Origin of the sequence: Streptomyces sp. NPDC059906 (assembly GCF_042730645.1) — a bacterium.
Lineage (GTDB): Bacteria > Actinomycetota > Actinomycetes > Streptomycetales > Streptomycetaceae > Streptomyces > Streptomyces rubrogriseus.
The window spans coordinates 183,921-201,030 of record NZ_JBHWKU010000010.1; the positions used below are offsets into that span (position 1 = coordinate 183,921).

Genomic DNA, 17,110 nt, shown 5'->3' on the forward strand with positions numbered 1-17,110 from the left:
CGTGCACGCACCTCGCTGTGCAATGTCACATGCCATGAGTGAGGCTATACATCCGGCAGGCGGAAGACAACGCCCACTTCACCGCCGGCGGTCGGCGGGGGTCAGAGATCGACTCGGGTGCCCAGGCCGGTCAGGGCACCGACCGGGTCGAGGTCGGGGGTCCCGCGCGGCCACCAGTCCTCGCGGCCGGGTTCCGACTCGTACGCGTACCAGAGGCCGGTCCGGCCGAGTCTGAGCTGGACGTGGCCGTGTGGGTGGGTGAGGTGGTTGCGCCAGGGGCGGAAGGCGGGGAGGTCGGCGGCGAGCAGCAGGGGGCGGGCCCGGTCGAAACGGCCGGCCGGGGGGTCCCAGGGCTCCTCCAGGACGTCGAGGCCCGCCGACCCGCCCTGCCGCCAGGCGGCGACGGCCCGCGCCAGCGCCGCCGTGTCGCGTCCGGCGGCCGAGGCGAGCGACGCGTAGAGCGCGCGGGTGCCCGCGGTGAGGCCGGAACCGGGGCGCGCGGCGGCGAGCCGGACGGCGTCCTGCCACAGCGTCAGTCCGCCGACCGGGTCGCGTCCGGTGGTGAGCAGGGCGTGGGCGCGGGCGGCCGCGTCGGTGGCCAGCTGGTCCAGCGCGAAGGGGTCGGGGCCGCCCGGGGCGGCGGGGTAGGCCGGCGGCTGTTCGGGGTGCGGGGGCGCGGGCAACGGCGCCGGGAGGGGCGGCAGGGCGCGCGGGGTCAGCGCCTCGCCGGCCCGGACGCCGGGCAGCGGCGCCGGGCCGCGGTCCTGGGCCGCGCGTGCCTCGCGGGCCGCGTTCCGCCGGGACAGGGCGTCGAGCAGTGCGCGTTCGCCCCGGCCGCGGAGCAGCAGCAGGACGAAGGGGTCGGCGTCGAGCAGACGTGCCGTCTGGTAGCAAAGGGCGGCGGCGTGCTTGCAGGGGTGTCCCGAGTCGGGGCAGTTGCACTGCGGGGTCAGGTCGCCTGGTCCGGGGAGCAGCGGGACGCCGCGGTCTGCCAGGTCGGCAAGGGAGTGCGGAAGTTCCTTGTCGAGCAGCGCCGCGATGTGCCCGGGGCGTTCGACGGCGGCGTCGAGGAACCGGTCCCAGTCGGAGTCGCCGAGCGTGCGCAGCCGCACCTGCACGCGGTACGGCCGGGCTCGGCTGCCCTGGACGTAGGCGAGGACCTGCCCGGGCGTCACGGTGATGGCGTCGACGTGCCCGTGCTCGGCGTATCCGCGCCCGCGTTCCAGCCGGGCGGCGTCCAGGGCGCCTTCCTCCAGCGCGGTCACCCACGCGTTCCCCCACCAGGTGGCGGCGAAGCCCTCCGCCGCGGCCTCCCCGGGCGGCAGCGCGGGAAAGGTGCGCCGGAGATCGCCGTCTCGGTCCGGGGCGGCCATCGAGCGGGGCGCGCGGGCCTTCGCGGGCGGTGCGGAGGAGACGGCCCGGCCACGCGCCGCCGCGGCGTGCCGCCCCGTGTCCGCACCGGGCGGCGGAACGGGCTCCGCGGGTGCCGCCGTCCCGCCCTCGGCGGCGGACGCACCGGCCTGCTCCCCGGCGAGCAGGGCCTCCTCGGCCGGGTCCTCCTCCGGCGGCAGCCGGAACGCGCCCGCGGCGAAGTCCCGTACGGCGCGGGCGCGCGCGTCGGCAATGCCCGGACCGCCCGCCCGCCCCTGACGAGCGGCCGGGCGGGACGACCGCCGCGCGGGCCCGGCGCCCTGGGCCGAGACACCCTCGGCCGCCGCGTCCGCCTTCGCCTGCCGACGAGCCGCCCGCAACGCCTCACGCGCCACATCCGCCGGCCGGCTGCCGCCCGCGTCACCGGAGCCGGGGAGGGCCCCTTCGTCGGGAACGCCCGCGACGGGCGGGACGGGCGTAACGAGCGGGACGGGCGGGTCGGTGGGGACGGTCGAGCCGGTCGGGACCGGGACTGTGGGGACGGTCGAGCCGGTCGGGACTGGGACTGTGGGGACGGTCGAGCCGGTCGGGGACGGGTCGGACGGGGACAGGGCGGACGGATCGGACGGGGACGGGCCGGTCGGGGCAGACGGGAACGGGTCGGACGGGGACGGGGCGGGCGGGTCGGACGGGGACGGGGCGGACGGGTCCGTAGAGGCGGTCGGGTCGGTGGGGTCCGGCCGCTCGGTCATGATGTCGGGCCGGTGCGCCGTCCCGCGCGGATCCACCGCCTCTCCGGTCTCTCCCGAATTCCGGGAGTCTCCCGGATCAGTCTCCAAGGCGTCAGCGGCGCCCGGGGCGTCAGGGGCGTCGGGGAGGTCCGCGGGACCGTGCGCCCCCGTCCGCCGCGCGGTCAGTGCGTCGCGCAGCGCGGCACGGGCGACGTCTCCGGGGCGCGGGCGGTTGTGCTCCGGCGGCTTCCGGTCCTGGTCCCCTTCCTGGCTCCGTGCCGACTCCGACTTCGACGGTGGGGGTGGCGGAGACGATGGTGTCGGCGTCGGCCCACGGTCCGCGCCCGTAACCTCGCCGCGCTCGCGTACCTCCCGCAGGGCGCGGCGGGCCTCGTCCGCGGGCCGGGGCGTCACGACGGCCTCCGCAGGGACACCAGGTCGGACAGTTCACGGGCCGTCAGTTCGGTCAGGGCCGACTCTCCGGAGCCGAGGATCGCGTCGGCCAGGGCCCGCTTGGACTGGAGCATCTCGGCGATGCGGTCCTCGACCGTGCCCTCGGTGATGAGCCGGTGGACCTGGACCGGCTGGGTCTGGCCGATGCGGTAGGCGCGGTCGGTGGCCTGTTCCTCCACGGCCGGGTTCCACCAGCGGTCGAAGTGCACGACGTGTCCGGCGCGGGTGAGGTTCAGGCCGGTGCCCGCGGCCTTCAGGGACAGGACGAGCACGGGAGTCGCCCCGCTCTGGAAACGGTCCACCATCCGCTCGCGCTCCGGCACCGGCGTACCGCCGTGCAGGAGGTCGACCGGGACCGCGCGGGTGGCCAGGTGGGAGGTGATGAGGCGGGCCATGCCGACGTACTGCGTGAAGACCAGCACCGAGCCGTCCTCCGCGAGCACCGTGTCCAGCAGCTCGTCCAGCAGGGCGAGTTTGCCCGAGCGGGCGGTCATCCGGTCGGCCCCGCCCGGCGGGTGCTCCTCCTTCAGGAACAGCGCGGGGTGGTCGCAGATCTGCTTCAGCGAGGTCAGCAGCTTGAGGACGAGGCCGCGGCGGCCGATGCCCTCGGCCTCCTCGATGGCGAGCATCGACTCGCGCACCACCGCCTCGTACAGCGCGGCCTGCTCGCGGGTGAGCGGCACGGGGTGGTCCGTCTCGGTCTTCGGCGGCAGCTCGGGGACGATGCCCGGGTCGGACTTCCTGCGGCGCAGCAGGAAGGGGCGGATCAGCCGGGCGAGGCGCTCCACCGCCTGGTCGTCCTCGCCGTTCTCCACCGCGCGCGCGTGCCGGGCGCGGAAGGACTTCAGGGGGCCGAGCAGCCCGGGGGTGGTCCAGTCGAGCAGCGCCCACAGCTCGGAGAGGTTGTTCTCCACCGGGGTGCCGGTCAGGGCCACCCGCGCCGGGGACGGGATCGTGCGCAGGGCCTTCGCCGTAGCCGAGTACGGGTTCTTCACGTGCTGGGCCTCGTCCGCGACGACCATGCCCCAGGGCTGCGCGGCCAGGGTCGTGGCGGCGGACCGCATGGTGCCGTAGGTGGTGAGGACGAAGCCGCCCGTCAGGTCGTCGAGGGTGCGGTCGGGGCCGTGGAAGCGGCGGACCGGGACGCCGGGCGCGAACCGCTCGATCTCCCGCTGCCAGTTGCCCAGGAGGGAGGCGGGGCAGACCACTAGGGTCGGTTCGGTGCGGGCGCGCCTCAGGTGCAGGGCGATGACGGTGACGGTCTTGCCGAGGCCCATGTCGTCGGCGAGGCAGCCGCCGAGGCCGAGCGAGGTCATGAGGTCGAGCCAGGCCAGGCCGCGCAACTGGTAGTCGCGCAGGGTGGCGTGCAGGCCGGGCGGTGCTTCGGCGGGGCGCACCCCCGCGGTGAGCCGGTCGCGCAGGGCGGCCAGCGCGCCGACGGGCACCACCTCGACCGTCTCGCCGTCGGTCTCCGCGCTGCCGGTGAGGGCGACGGAGAGGGCGTCGACCGGGTCGAGCAGGCCCAGGTCGCGCTTGCGGGCCCGGCGGACGAGCGCCGGGTCGACCAGCACCCAGCGGTCGCGGAGCCGGACGACCGGGCGGTGGGCCTCCGCGAGGGTGTCCATCTCGGCCTCGGTGAGCGGGTCGCCGCCGATCGCGAGCTGCCAGCGGAACTGGAGCAGGTCCTCGCTCTCGAAGAAGCCCGTGCCGTCGGTCGCCGAACCGGGCGCGGTCCTGATCACCGCGGTCGCGGTGAGGTCCTGGGCCAGGTCGCGGGGCCAGTGCACGGCGACCCCGGCGGCGGCCAGCCGGCCGGCCGCCACTCCCAGCAGGTCGGTGACCTCTTCCTCGGACAGGGCGAGTACGTCGGGCACGTCCTGCTCGGTGAGCCGGTCCAGCGGCGGCCAGACCCGCGCCGCGCGGCGCACCGCCAGGGCGGTGTCCACGCGGGTGCGGGCGCCGAACGCCGCGTCCGCCGTCCCCGACCACAGGTCCGCCGCGTCGGCGACGAGGGTGGGGTCGGCGAGGCTGTGCACCTGGACGACGGCCGCCCCGGCGTTGCGCGCGCCGCCGCTCCCCGGGGCTCCCTCCCCCTCCCGGTCGAAGAGGTCGTACGCCGACAGGTCCAGGCGGAGCGAGATGCGCACGCCCGCGTCCATGCCGGCGGCGACCTCCGCGGCCCAGTCGTGGGCGTCGGGCAGGCGCCGGGCCTCGCGCGCGGCGAACGGCCGTCCTGAGGCGTGGGGCGCGGCCGGGGTACGGGGCAGGGTGTCGGCGACCGCGTCCAGGAAGGCGCGGACCAGCGCCTCCGGCTCCGGCAGCCGGATCGGTCCGGGGCCGTCGAGGGGGACCGCGTGTCCCTCCGGCGGCAGGGCGTCGGCCACGGCCCGCAGGTGCGCGATGTCGTCGGGGTCGAGCGGCCCGGCCCGCCAGGCGTCGTGACCCGTCGGGGTCAGGCCGGGCAGCAGCCGGCCGCGTGCGGTGAGCCGCAGGGCGTGCAGGGCCGCCGCGCCCCAGCAGGCGGTGGCCAGGTGGGCGGCCCGGTCGTGCCGGGCACGCACCAGGTGGGGCAGCGCCTCGGCGAGCGGCAGCGACAGCGCGGGCGCGGTCCCGCGCCGCACTCCGGCGCCGTGCCGCCGCACGACGGTCAGCTCCGTCGGCCCACCGGACCGCTCGGCTGCGTCGGTCGGCCCGCCGTCGGGATCCCAGAAGGCGATCCGTCCCTCGCGCGGGAGTGGTGCGGGCAGGAAGACGGCCGCGAGCCCGACGGGGACGGACTCCGTCGTCCCCCCGGCCCGCCCCGCCTCCGTCACGGCCATGTCGCCCATACGTTCTGTCACCTCCCGCCCGTCTGCCCGATCAGATGTCTTCGACTCTACGGGCGGGGTCTGACAATCGGCTCCGACGGCCTGCCACCGGTCCCTGGCGCAGGGCGGTGCATGGCGCAGTCGGGAGCATGGCCCTACGGAACGGTGTGCGAGACCACGTACACCATCGGGTAGTCGGGATTGTCCATGTTCACGACGACGTCCTGGGTCGGCGCCGGATTCTCCTGCTCGTTGACGATGCCCCACCAGGAGCTGGACCCGCCGAACTGCCAGCCGGTGACCCGCTGGGCGCGGTCACTGATCGCGATCTTGCCCTTCCTCAGCGCGTCCCGGTCGACGCCCAGCCCCGCCAGGAAGACGTCGAGACCGGCACCGGTGGTCTCGAACTGGACGTAGAGCCGGCTGGTCTTCCAGTTGTTCGTCTCGTAGTACGCGACCTCTTCGGACGGGACCGGGACGGGCACCTCGTAGATGCGGCGCTGCAGCTTGGAGGGCCAGCCGCTGGTCATACCGGTCGCCGCGTACTTCGCCTCCTTGTCCCGGCCGCTGTCGCGGCTCTGGCTCGCGGAGATCGCGAGGTAGCCGGCCGGGACGCCGATGAGCAGCACGATGATGAGCAGGGTGAGCGTACGGCGGCGGATCATGTGCCGGCGGCCCTCGGCCGCGGCGCCGGCCGGCTCCGGGGAGCCGGGCTGGTGGGGCAGGGATTCCGTCACAGCGACTCCCGGGACTCACGGCGGGCCTCGGCGTACCGCTCGTAGCGCTCGTACCGCTCCACCCGGCGCCGCTTGGCCCGGCGGAAGCGGCGGGCGACCAGCCGGGACAGGTCGGCGGCGCCCACCATGCCGGCCTCGGGGCCGAGCTGGGCGCGGACGATGCGGGCCTCGGGGCGGTAGCCGCGGCCGGTGAGCTGGCGCTTGAAGGCGTCGCGCGCGGGGCCGATCAGCAGGTCGTCGGCGGCGCTGACCCCGCCGCCGATCACGAAGCAGGACGGGTCGAGGGCCGCGGCGAGGTTCGCGATGCCGACGCCGAGCCACTGCCCGATGTCCTGGAGCAGCTCGACGCACATGGCGTCGCCCTCGCGGGCCAGCTCGGTGATCATCGGGCCGGTGATGTCGCCGATGCTGCCCTTGACGTGCTCGATGATCCCGTACGCCACCGGCGAGTCGGCGGCGGCCAGCTCGCGGGCCTCCCTGACCAGGGCGTTGCCGGAGCTGTACTGCTCCCAGCAGCCGCGGTTGCCGCACGGGCAGCGGTGGCCGCCGGGGACGACCTGCATGTGCCCGAACTCGCCGGCGACGCCGTACTTGCCCCGCTTGACCTGGCCGTCCTCCAGGATCGCGCCGCCGATGCCGGTGCCGAGCGTGATCATGACGAGGTGGTCCTCGCCGCGGCCGGCGCCGAAGCGCCACTCGGCCCAGGCGGCGGTGTTGGCGTCGTTGTCCACCAGGACGGGCACGGCGAGGCGGCCGGCGATGCGGTCGCGCAGCGGTTCGTTGCGCCAGGACAGGTGGGGGGCGAACAGGACGCGGTTGCGGTCGGCGTCGACCCACCCGGCCGCGCCGATGCCCACGGCGTGCACGTCGTGCCGGTCGGAGAGGTCCAGGACCAGTTCGACGATCGTGTCCTCGACGACCTTCGGGCTCTTGGACTTGTCCGGGGTCTCCGTGCGGAGCTTCTCCAGGATGTTGCCGTCGGCGTCGACGACGCCCGCCATGACCTTCGTGCCGCCGATGTCGATGCCGACCGTGGGCACGCGGGGTGCCGTGAGGTGCGAGCGGCGTTCCCTCGTGCCCACGGTGCGCAGGACCGGGGCGCGGCGGGAGCCGATGGGGGCGGTGAAGTCGCGGTAGGTGCTCATCGGGTGCGATTGTGCCGCACGCTCACGCTGGGTGCCGAATGGGACAGGGGGTGGTGTGATCGGTTCGTTGCCGGGTGCGGACTCGTTGTGGTTACTCGCGCAGTTCCCCGCGCCCCTGGGCCCGCTGCAGTTCATGGCGTAGATCGTCCAGCTCCGTTCCGCCCGCCATCTGCCTCGTCAGCTCGTCCAGGGTGATGTCCTCGCGCTCGTGGTTGCCCACCATCGTGCCCCTCTTCAGCAGTACGAAGCGGTCGCCCACCAGGTACGCGTGGTGCGGGTTGTGGGTGATCAGCACAACACCGAGGCCCTGGTCGCGTGCCGCCGCCACATATTTCAGGACCACACCGGACTGCTTCACTCCCAGTGCCGCCGTCGGCTCGTCCAGCACGAGCACCTTCGCGCCGAAGTACACCGCGCGGGCGATGGCCACGCACTGGCGCTCGCCGCCGGAGAGGGTGCCGATGGGCTGGTCGACGTCGCGGAGGTCGATGCCCATGCGCAGGAGTTCCGCGTGGGTGGTGCGGCGCATGTGGTCGACGTCCATGCGCTTGAACGGGGCGACGCCCTTGCGCGGCTCGGAGCCGAGGAAGAAGTTGCGCCAGACCGGCATGAGGGGGACGACGGCCAGGTCCTGGTAGACGGTGGCGATGCCGCGGTCCAGTGCCTCGCGCGGGGAGGAGAGCCGGGTCTCCTCGCCGTCCAGGCTCAGCGTGCCGCCGTCGTGCTGGTGCAACCCGGCGATGATCTTGATGAGGGTGGACTTGCCGGCGCCGTTGTCGCCGAGCACGCAGGTGATCTCGCCGGCGTGGACCTCCAGGGACACGCCTTCGAGCGCGCGGACGTTGCCGTAGTTCTTGCTGACGCCGGACAGCTCGACGAGCGCCGTACGGTCTTCGTTCCGCGTCACTTGGTGGCCTCCGCGCGCTTGCGGACCCAGGCGTTGAGCAGGGTCGCGAGGAGCAGCATCGCTCCGAGGAAGAACTTGAACCAGTCCGGGTTCCACTCGGCGAAGACGATGCCCTTGCTGGTCATGCCGAAGATGAACGCGCCGACCGCCGAGCCGACGGCGCTGCCGTAGCCGCCGGTGATCAGGCAGCCGCCGATGACGGCCGCGATGATGTAGATCAGCTCGTTGCCGACGCCCTCGCCGGACTGGACGACGTCGTAGGAGAAGAGCAGGTGCTGGCCGGAGATCCAGGCGCCGAGGCCGACGCCCATGTAGAGGCCGATCTTGGTCCTGGTGACCGGGACGCCCACCGCGCGGGCTGCGTCCTTGTTGCCGCCGACCGCGAAGATCCAGTTGCCCGCGCGGGTGCGCAGCAGGATCCAGCTGGCGACGGCGACCAGGGCGAGCCACCACAAGATGGTGACCTTGAAGCCGACGCCGCCGATCGTGATCGTGGAGGCGAAGACGTCCTGGGCGGAGGGGAAGCCCTCCATGTCGGCGATCGACTTGGTGGAGACGGTGCCGTCGACGAGCTTGGTGAAGCCCAGGTTCAGGCCGGTCAGCATGAGGAAGGTGCCGAGCGTGATGATGAAGCTGGGGAGCTTGGTGCGGGTGAGCATGAAGCCGTTGAAGGCGCCGATCGCCAGGGTGACCAGCAGCGACACGCCGACGCCGACCCAGACGTTGGCGGTCATCTGGTAGCTGAACATCGACGACACCAGCGCCGAGGAGGTGACCATGACGCCCGCGGACAGGTCGAACTCCCCGCCGATCATCAGCAGCGCCACCGGAACGGCCATGATGCCGATCGTGGAGGCGGCGTAGAGCACCGTGCTGAGGCTGGCGGCGTGCAGGAAGCTGTCGGCGAAGAACGCGAAGAAGACGAAGACGGCGATCGCGCCGACGACGGAGCCCAGCTCGGGGCGGCCGAGGAGTTTCCGCAGCGGAGAGGTGTGCAGAACCCTTTCGTCAGCCGCCGTCACCTGCGTGGCGTTCATCGCGTGCCCCGCTTCGTGTAGTCGGCCAGCGCGGCGGCGTCGTCCTTGGTGATGATCTGCGGCCCGGTGAGCACCGGACGGCCGCCGCCGAGGACGTCGGCGTTGTACTTGTACAGCCACAGCAGGTCGACGGCCTCGTAGCCCTGGAGGTAGGGCTGCTGGTCGACGGCGAAGCCGAGGGTGCCGTCCTCAAGTCCGGCGGCCACCTTGGCGTTGAGGTCGAAGGTGTCGATCTCGGCCTTGCTGCCGGCGCCCTGCTTGGCCTTGACGGCGGTGGCGGCGTAGGGGGCGCCCAGGGTGACCACGGCGTCGACGGACTTGTCGGTCTGGAGCTTGGCCTCGATGGCGGACTGCACGTCCGGCATGCTGGTGCCGTTGACGTAGAGCCGCTGGACCTTGCCGTCGAAGGTCTTCTCCACTCCGTCGCAGCGCTGCTCGTGGCCCACGTTGCCCTGCTCGTGGAGCACGCAGATCGCCTGCTCGCGGCCCCGCTCGTTCAGCTCCTCGCCCACGGCCTCACCGGCGATCGTCTCGTCCTGGCCGACGTGGGTCAGGGCGCCGAACTCCTTGGACTCCTCGGAGCCGGAGTTCACCGTGATCACCGGGATGCCCGCCTTGTGCGCGCGGGCGAGGGCGGACTTCATCGCGTCGGGCTTGGCGAGCGTGACGATGATGCCGTCGACCTTCTTGTCGATGGCCGCGTTCACCAGCTGGGCCTGCTGCTGCGCCTCGTCGTCGTGGGAGTACAGGAAGTTGATGTTGTCCTTGACCGCGGCCTGCTCGGCGCCGCTCTGGACGATGTCCCAGAAGGTGTCGCCGTCGCCCGAGTGGGTGATCATCGCGAAGGTCCAGCGAGGCGTGTTCACCGCCGCCCTGCCCTCGGCCGACGCGGCCTTGCGGGCGTCCTCGGCGCGCTTGCCGCCGGTACTGCTGCAGCCGGCCAGGGACACCGACAGTGCCCCTGCCAGCGCGATGCCCACCCATGTCCGAAACCGTGCCACGAGGCCGTGCCCTTCTTGCTGTGCCGTGCTGTGCGTGCGGGGCCTGTCTCATCCCCGGCCGGGTTCTGGAGACCCCAAACGCCCCATTGTCCGACACACAAGCGGAGCCTTTGCCTCCGGGGACCGGCCGAGGGTCACATTGTCCGGACATTGCGACGAACCCGCACGGCGGGAGCCGGCGTGGGAGCGGCCGCCGGACGCGGTCGCTCAGGGCCGCACGAGCAGCTGGAACTCGAAGGAGTAGCGGGACGGCCGGTAGGTGTGGGTGCCGAACTCGACCGCGCGTCCCGTGTCGTCGAAGGTGGTGCGCTCCATGGTGAGCAGCGGGGCGCCCGCGTCCTCGCCGAGCCGCTCGGCCTCGCCGGAGGTCGCGGCGCGGGCGCCGATGGACTGCCGGGCGCTGTGCAGGGTGATCCCGGCGGCGCGCATCAGCCGGTAGAGGCCGGTGGCCTCCAGCTGTCCGGTGTCCAGGTCGACGAGGCCGGGCGGCAGGTAGTTGCACAGGTACGCCATCGGTTCCCCGTGCGTCAGCCGCAGCCGCTCGATGCGGTGCACGTCGCTGTCCTCGGCCACGCCCAGCGCGGCGGCGATCTCCGCGGTGGCCGGGACGACGGTGTTGACCAGGACCTTCGTGGCGGGGCGCTGGCCCGCCGCCTCCAGGTCGTCGTAGAGGCTGCTGAGTTCCAGGGGGCGCCGCACCTTGCTGTGCACGACCTGGGTGCCGACGCCGCGGCGGCGCACGAGCAGGCCCTTGTCGACGAGCGACTGGATGGCCTGGCGGACGGTGGGCCGGGACAGGCCGAGCCGCGCGGCCAGCTCGATCTCGTTGCCCAGCAGGCTGCCGGGGGTCAGCGCGCCGTGCTCGATCGCCGCTTCCAGCTGCTGCGACAGCTGGAAGTACAGCGGCACCGGGCTGCTGCGATCCACGCTGAGGTCCAGCGACACGGTCGGGTCCACTTCTGGTTTCGGCACGGGCCGAGCGTAGCTCCGTGCCGAGGTGACGGGAAGCTGCGCAGTCCGATTGTCCGGACATACGCATTGACAGGGAGCGGCTGTGAGCCCACTTTGATTCCATGCGCATCGGGGTCATCGGAACGGGCCGCATCGGCACCGTTCACGCCAACACGCTCAGCCGCCACCGCGACGTCGGATCCCTGATCCTCACGGACGCCGACATCACACGGGCGCAGGAGCTGGCCCACCGGCTGGGCGAGACGGCGGCACCAGGAGTGGACGAGATCTTCCAGTGGGGCGTGGACGCGGTGGTGATCACCACGGCGACACCGGCCCATGCCGAACTGATCGGCCGGGCGGCCCGCTCGGGGCTCCCGGTGTTCTGCGAGAAGCCCATCGCACTGGACCTGCCGGGCACCTTACAGGCGATCGCCGAGGTGGAGGCCGCCGGGACGGTCCTCCAGATGGGCTTCCAGCGCCGCTTCGACGCCGGCTACACCGGGGCCCGGGAGGCGGTGCGGTCCGGGCGGCTGGGCCGGCTGCACACCGTCCGGGCGGTGACGAGCGACCAGGCCCCGCCGCCGGCCGAGTACCTCCCGCAGTCCGGCGGGCTCTACCGGGACACGCTCATCCACGACTTCGACGTCCTGCGCTGGGTGACCGGGCGGGAGGTCGTCGACGTGTACGCCGCCGGGTCCGACGCCGGTCCGCCGATGTTCCGCGCGGCGGACGACGTGGACACCGGCGCGGCGCTGCTCACGCTGGACGACGGGACGCTGGCGACGGCGACCGCGACGCGGCTGAACGGGGCGGGGTACGACGTGCGCATGGAGCTGGCCGGGGAGCTGGACCAGATCGTCGTGGGCCTGGACGACCGTACGCCGATCGCGTCCACCGAGCCGACCGGGCCCCCGGCCGCGGACAAGCCGTGGACCGGCTTCGTGGAGCGCTTCGGGCCCGCCTACGAGGCCGAGCTGACCACCTTCGTGCAGGTGGTGCGGGGCGAGCGGGCCAACCCGTGCGACGGGCGCGAGGCGCTGCAGGCCCTGCGGATCGCGGAGGCCTGCGACGTCTCCCGGCGCGAGCGCAGACCCGTACGGCTGGCGGAGGTGCCCGAGGCCCTCACGCCTTGAGGGGTGCCGTCCTGGTACCCGTCCGCCTTATGGGGCGTCGTCCTGGTACTCGTCGAGGAGCCCCGCGTCGTACGCCAGCAGGGCGATCTGGACCCGGTTGTCGAGGTCGAGCCCGGCCAGGATGCGGGAGACGTGGGCCTTGACCGTGGCGACGCTCATGAAGAGGTGGGACGCGATGTCGGCGTTGGCCATGCCGCGGCCCACCGCGACGGCGACCTCGCGCTCGCGGTCGTTGAGGGTGTCCACGCGGGCACGCGCGCGCGTGCGGCGCGCGTGGCGTGCGTCGGGGGCGGTACCGGCCGCCTGTTCCATCAGCCGTCGGGTCACGGCCGGCGACAGGACGGGGTCGCCGGCCGCGACCCTGCGCACCGCGTCGAGGATCTGGGCGGGCGGCGTGTCCTTGAGGACGAACCCGGCGGCTCCGGCGCGCAGGGCCCGCAGCACCTGTTCGTCGGCGTGGAAGGTGGTGAGCACGACGACCTGGGGCGCGTCCGGGCGGCTCCGCAGCCGTTCGGTCGCCGTGAGGCCGTCCGTCCCCGGCATCCGGATGTCCATGAGGACGACGTCCGGGCGGGTGCGGTCGACGAGCGCCCCGACCTCGTCGCCGTCGGCGGCCTCGCCGACGATCTCCACGTCCTCGGCACCGCCCAGCATGAGGGACAGCCCGGCCCGCACCAGCGGGTCGTCGTCGACGAGGAGCAGTCTGATCGCAGTCATGCGTCATACGTAATCACGGTCGCCACCGGCCGCCCCGGGGGAGGCTCGGCCCCGCCCTGGCGACGGCTCAGTCCCACGGCAGCCGCGCCCGTACTTCGAAGCCGCCCCCGGGCGTCGGCCCGTGCTCCAGGGTGCCGCCCGCGAGCGTCGCCCGCTCGGTCAGCCCGATCAGCCCCTGCCCCGAACCGGGCACGTGGGGCACCTCGCCCCGGGGCTGGGCGTTGCGCACCGACAGGGCGAGTCCGTCGCCCGGCGCCCCGGTGACCGAGACGGTGACCTCGGTGCCGGGCGCGTGCTTGCGCGCGTTGGTCAGCGCCTCCTGGGCGATGCGGTACGCGGTGCGGCCGACTGCGGCGGGGACGGCGCCGGGGTCGGGCACCCGCTCCGCGAGGGTGACCTTCATGCCGGCCTCGCGGGACTCGGCGACCAGCGCGTCGAGCGCCGCGAGCGTGGGCTGGGGGCGGCCCGCGTCGTCGGAGTCCGCCGCCCGCAGCACGCCGATGATCTGCCGCAGGTCCTGGAGCGCCTCGTGCGCGCTCTCCCGGATGACGCCCGCCGCCCGCGCGACCTCCGCCCGGGGCGCGTCGGGCCGGAACTCCAGGGCGCCCGCGTGCACGCTGAGCAGCGTCAGCCGGTGGGCCAGTACGTCGTGCATCTCGCGGGCGATGGCCTCGCGGGCCAGCCGCTGCGCCTGCTCGGCCCGCAGCCGCGCCTCGGCCTCGGCGTGCCGGGCCCGGTCGCGCAGGCTGAGCAGGAGCTGGCGCTTGGAGCGGACGAGCAGGCCCCAGCCGAGCACGGTGACCGCGAGCAGGACGGCGATGACGAGGGACGCCAGGAAGGGCAGGTCGGGTTCCGGGCGCATCCAGTAGTAGAGCGGCGTCACGGCGAGACTCGCGCCGCCGATCCAGGCCGTGTACCGGAAGGGCCGGTGCACGGCGAGCGTGAACAGGGCGGCGAGGACGGCGCCGCCCGCGGTGGCCGAGACCAGGGAGACGGGCACCATGGCCACGGCCAGCCCGACCGGCCACCGCCGCCGGAGCCAGACGGCGGCACAGGCCAGGGCGCCGATCAGCTGGTCCGCGACGGCCATGGCGGGTGACAGGTCCGGCTCCTGGTCCAGCGCGTCGGCGGCCAGCAGGCCGATGGCGACCGCGAGCAGGAAGCAGGCGAAGTCGACGACCCAGTCGCGTGCGGTGCGCCGGGGGCGGCCGCCGGGCCGCCGGGGTTGCGGGTACAGGTCCTCGACCAGCGCCGCCGGCAGTACCCAGCGCCGTTTCGCGAAGGCCGGGGGCACCGTCGTCCGCTCGTCACTACTGTTCACAGTCGACAAATCTACGCAGGGCTGACGCCCTGAACGGCCGGTCGCGCGGAACCGTCGACCAAAGTCGCACGGGCGGCGACTTTCGGCGCGCGGCCGGCGCGCGAAGAAGCCTTCGGTCGGACCGGCCTCGCCCCGCGGCCGATGCGGGCGGGGGTACCGCGGGGCGAGAGTCGGGATCATGAAGGAATTGCTGGAGTTCCTGGGTCTGCTCGCCGTGCTCCAGGGCGTGATGGGCCTGGTGCACGAGTTCACCGACTGGAACCTGGGGCTGGTGCAGCGGATCGGTTTCCTGGACGGCTACGAGGTCTACGCGAGCGTCGCGCTGCTCGCTCTCGGCGCCGCGCTGTTCGCCGCCGCCGAGAGCAGGAAGGCCGGATAGTGCGCAGGCTCAGGCCTGAGCGGGCACCACCTGCTCACGGGCGTAGAGGTAGGACAGCAGGGGCAACTCGTAGAGCGTGGTGTGGGCGGTGACCTCCGCCAGTTGACTCTCCAGCTCCCGCCGTTCCAGGAGCGTCTCCAGGAGTCGGTACGCGTCTTCCTCCTGCAGCGACAGGACTTGGGCCGCGTCGGCCAGTGTGAACAGGGGCCCGGTCAGGCGGCCCAGTGCGCCGAGGGTGTCGCGGACGGAGGACGGCAGATCACGCCACCAGCCGGCCAGCAGGGGGCGGACGGCGGGCTCGGCCGTGGTCAGCTCGTCGAGGATCGCGGCGCCCCGCTCCAGACGGGACGCGTACGCGCGCAGCAACGTGTGCCGCAGCGCCGCGAGCTTCCCGCCGTACAGGCGGATGGTCAGCGGGAGCAGGCCGACGGCTGCGACCACGCGCTCCGCCGCCGCACGGTCGGCCAGGACGCGGTGCGCGCCGACCAGAGAGCCGAGGAACTCCACCGCGTCGCGCAGCGGGTAGGGGCCGAGTTCGATCCGGTGCGGCGAGCCGATGCCGGGCAGGCCGCAGCGCGTGGTGACCACCGCGGCGCTGTCGCCCGAGCCGGGCAGCAGCGGACGTACGGACGCGGCGGACGCGGCGTCGTCGATGACGAGCAGCAGCGCGCGGTCCATGAGTTCGGCCTGCCAGAGCGCGGCAACGTCGTCCTCGTCGTCGGGCGGCGTCAGGACCGCACCGGTGATCCTCCGGAGTTCGGCGAGCAGTGAGGTCATCGGGCGGGTGGTGCCGTCGGGGCGGCGCATCCGGATCAGCAGGCAGCCGTCGGGGAAGTCCGCCGCCAACCGGTGGGCGCAGTGCACGGCCAGGGCGGTCTTGCCGACGCCGAGCGGCCCGGACAGTTGCACGGACCTGCGGCGGGTGCCGACGCTGTCCAGCAGTTCGGCAGCCTCGGCCGTACGCCCGGTGAAGTCGTCGAGGTCGGCCGGCAGCAGCAGCCGGGGCCGGGGAGCGGCGCCGCGCCTCGGCCGATCCCGCACCCACTGCGCGAGCGGCGCCGGGGGCGCGTCGGCCAGCAAGGAGCGGTGCACGGCGGCGACGGCCGGGCCCACGTCGAGTCCGAGTTCCGCGGCGAGCAGCTTGCGGTACTCGTCGTAGCAGGCCAGCGCCTCCGTGCGGCGTCCCGACCGGTGCAGGGCGGTCATGTGGACGGCGAGCAGCCGTTCCCGCAGCGGGTGGGCGCGTACTGTTTCGGCGAGGCGATCGGCCACGACGGTGTGGCGGCCGAGCCCCACGGAGGTCTCGGCCCAGTCCTCGCAGACCGTCAGCCGGCGCAACGACCACCGGTCGGCCTCGTCGCGGATCACACCGGAGTCACCCAGGTCCGCGAGCATGTCGCCCTGCCACAGAGCGAGCGCCTCGTCCAGGAGCCGGGCGGCGTGTTCGCAGACCCCCGAGGCGGCCCGGCCGGCCTGTTCCGCGGCGAGCAGGGACGCCTTGCGGGCGGTGCGCACGAGACGCTCGAAGTGCAGCAGGTCCAGTTCGTCCGGCTCGACCCGCAGTTGGTAGCCGCCCGGCCGGTGCGCGATCCGTGTCGCGCCGCCCGGACTCGCGGTCGACAGCAGGGCGCGCAGGCCCGAGACGTGCACCTGGAGGTTCTTGCGCGCGGTGCGCGGCGGTTCGTCGCCCCAGACGGCCTCGGTGAGCAGGTCGGTGGAGACCACGGAGTTCGCCCGGCACAGCAGGAGTGCCAGTACCAGGCGCCGCTTGCGGGGGCCGGGGTCGATCTCCCGGCCGCCGACCTCGACGGCCAGTTCGCCCAGAACCCGGAACTGGACCGCGGATCCGGCCATGACGTTTCCTTCCCTGTCTGATGCGCGGTGGGGCGCCGGCGGCCCGCCGCGTGCTCCGGGTCGCCGGTGGCCGGTCCTGCGGGCCGCACGGTTCAGGGCCAGGGGTACCGCTCGTCCCGGTTCTGCTCAGCCAGGACCTGCCGAGCCCGGCGGTGGTGAACGCGGCGCCGCACGGCCGTCAGGCGGCTCGCACCCCAGACGGCCGCGGCGACGCCGAGCCCGACCAGCACGGCTGGCACGACCGGCGGCGCCGGGCGGCGGCACTCCCGGCGGAGGCGCTCGGGCGAGGCGGCGAGATCGGTCGGCTGCGGGCGGTGCACCTCGTCAGGCACCCCAAGCCGTGTCCGTGGGGTCCTCGGCGACGACACCCGAGTGGTCGGCGGTCGTGCCGGTCAGGTGTTCGACGATCTCGCCGGGCCCGTGCCCGGCCGCCGCCGGCAGGCTCACCAGGAACAGGACCAGCGCCGCGACGGCGCCGTGGCGGAGGGCGAAACGGCGGTTTCGGTTCATCGGGTGCTCCCTCGGTCGGTGGGGCGGGCTGGGGCGACGAGTGGCGGCCGTGG

General features: G+C 73.9%; 15 protein-coding genes. 2 read left to right on the plus strand and 13 right to left on the minus strand.

Going from position 1 to position 17,110, the window contains the following annotated elements; genetic code table 11:
- Positions 1–101: 101 nt before the first annotated feature.
- From ACFV9J_RS18020 to ACFV9J_RS18055, 8 genes are all read right to left on the minus strand, one after another.
- Complete coding sequence (locus ACFV9J_RS18020; RefSeq protein WP_385355333.1) at positions 102–2,516, minus strand: SWIM zinc finger family protein; 2,415 nt, start codon at positions 2,514–2,516, stop codon at positions 102–104.
- Positions 2,513–5,383, minus strand: coding sequence for an SNF2-related protein (locus tag ACFV9J_RS18025; RefSeq protein WP_385355335.1), 2,871 nt, complete (start codon positions 5,381–5,383; stop codon positions 2,513–2,515). The genes ACFV9J_RS18020 and ACFV9J_RS18025 overlap by 4 nt, the downstream gene beginning before the upstream one ends.
- Positions 5,384–5,517: 134 nt before the next feature.
- The gene (locus tag ACFV9J_RS18030; protein WP_385355337.1) at positions 5,518–6,099 is read right to left on the minus strand and encodes a sugar kinase; all 582 of its coding nucleotides are present in this window, start codon (positions 6,097–6,099) and stop codon (positions 5,518–5,520) included.
- Positions 6,096–7,244, minus strand: coding sequence for an ROK family glucokinase (locus ACFV9J_RS18035; RefSeq protein WP_011030775.1), 1,149 nt, complete (start codon positions 7,242–7,244; stop codon positions 6,096–6,098). The genes ACFV9J_RS18030 and ACFV9J_RS18035 overlap by 4 nt, the downstream gene beginning before the upstream one ends.
- Before the next feature lie 91 nt (positions 7,245–7,335).
- Positions 7,336–8,151 (minus strand): ATP-binding cassette domain-containing protein, encoded by an 816-nt coding sequence (locus ACFV9J_RS18040; RefSeq protein ID WP_385355340.1) that lies wholly within the window; start codon positions 8,149–8,151, stop codon positions 7,336–7,338.
- The gene (locus ACFV9J_RS18045; RefSeq protein WP_385355342.1) at positions 8,148–9,188 is read right to left on the minus strand and encodes an ABC transporter permease; all 1,041 of its coding nucleotides are present in this window, start codon (positions 9,186–9,188) and stop codon (positions 8,148–8,150) included. The genes ACFV9J_RS18040 and ACFV9J_RS18045 overlap by 4 nt, the downstream gene beginning before the upstream one ends.
- Complete coding sequence (locus tag ACFV9J_RS18050) at positions 9,185–10,189, minus strand: sugar ABC transporter substrate-binding protein (protein WP_385355344.1); 1,005 nt, start codon at positions 10,187–10,189, stop codon at positions 9,185–9,187. The genes ACFV9J_RS18045 and ACFV9J_RS18050 overlap by 4 nt, the downstream gene beginning before the upstream one ends.
- Before the next feature lie 207 nt (positions 10,190–10,396).
- Complete coding sequence (locus ACFV9J_RS18055; protein WP_385355521.1) at positions 10,397–11,134, minus strand: myo-inositol degradation transcriptional regulator; 738 nt, start codon at positions 11,132–11,134, stop codon at positions 10,397–10,399.
- 128 nt (positions 11,135–11,262) lie between these two features.
- Between ACFV9J_RS18055 and ACFV9J_RS18060 the strand changes: the two genes are divergently transcribed.
- A complete protein-coding gene (locus tag ACFV9J_RS18060; protein ID WP_385355346.1) occupies positions 11,263–12,276 on the plus strand; it encodes a Gfo/Idh/MocA family oxidoreductase in 1,014 nt (337 codons plus the stop codon).
- A 27-nt stretch (positions 12,277–12,303) separates the two neighbouring features.
- Here the strand turns inward: ACFV9J_RS18060 and ACFV9J_RS18065 are convergent, their stop codons facing one another.
- The gene (locus ACFV9J_RS18065) at positions 12,304–12,993 is read right to left on the minus strand and encodes a response regulator (RefSeq protein ID WP_385355348.1); all 690 of its coding nucleotides are present in this window, start codon (positions 12,991–12,993) and stop codon (positions 12,304–12,306) included.
- A 67-nt stretch (positions 12,994–13,060) separates the two neighbouring features.
- Positions 13,061–14,314, minus strand: coding sequence for a histidine kinase (locus tag ACFV9J_RS18070; RefSeq protein WP_385355350.1), 1,254 nt, complete (start codon positions 14,312–14,314; stop codon positions 13,061–13,063).
- Between the two features lie 178 nt (positions 14,315–14,492).
- Between ACFV9J_RS18070 and ACFV9J_RS18075 the strand changes: the two genes are divergently transcribed.
- Positions 14,493–14,693 carry a hypothetical protein gene (locus tag ACFV9J_RS18075; RefSeq protein WP_385355352.1) on the plus strand — a complete coding sequence of 67 codons (201 nt, stop codon included), beginning with the start codon at positions 14,493–14,495 and terminating at the stop codon, positions 14,691–14,693.
- Positions 14,694–14,702: 9 nt separating this feature from the next.
- Here the strand turns inward: ACFV9J_RS18075 and ACFV9J_RS18080 are convergent, their stop codons facing one another.
- The 3 genes from ACFV9J_RS18080 to ACFV9J_RS18090 form a co-directional block, all read right to left on the minus strand.
- Complete coding sequence (locus ACFV9J_RS18080) at positions 14,703–16,547, minus strand: BTAD domain-containing putative transcriptional regulator (RefSeq protein ID WP_385355354.1); 1,845 nt, start codon at positions 16,545–16,547, stop codon at positions 14,703–14,705.
- 92 nt (positions 16,548–16,639) lie between these two features.
- Positions 16,640–16,879: a hypothetical protein gene (locus tag ACFV9J_RS18085; RefSeq protein ID WP_385355356.1), complete on the minus strand. Its 240-nt coding sequence runs from the start codon at positions 16,877–16,879 to the stop codon at positions 16,640–16,642.
- A complete protein-coding gene (locus ACFV9J_RS18090; RefSeq protein WP_385355358.1) occupies positions 16,872–17,057 on the minus strand; it encodes a hypothetical protein in 186 nt (61 codons plus the stop codon). The genes ACFV9J_RS18085 and ACFV9J_RS18090 overlap by 8 nt, the downstream gene beginning before the upstream one ends.
- Positions 17,058–17,110 lie beyond the last annotated feature (53 nt).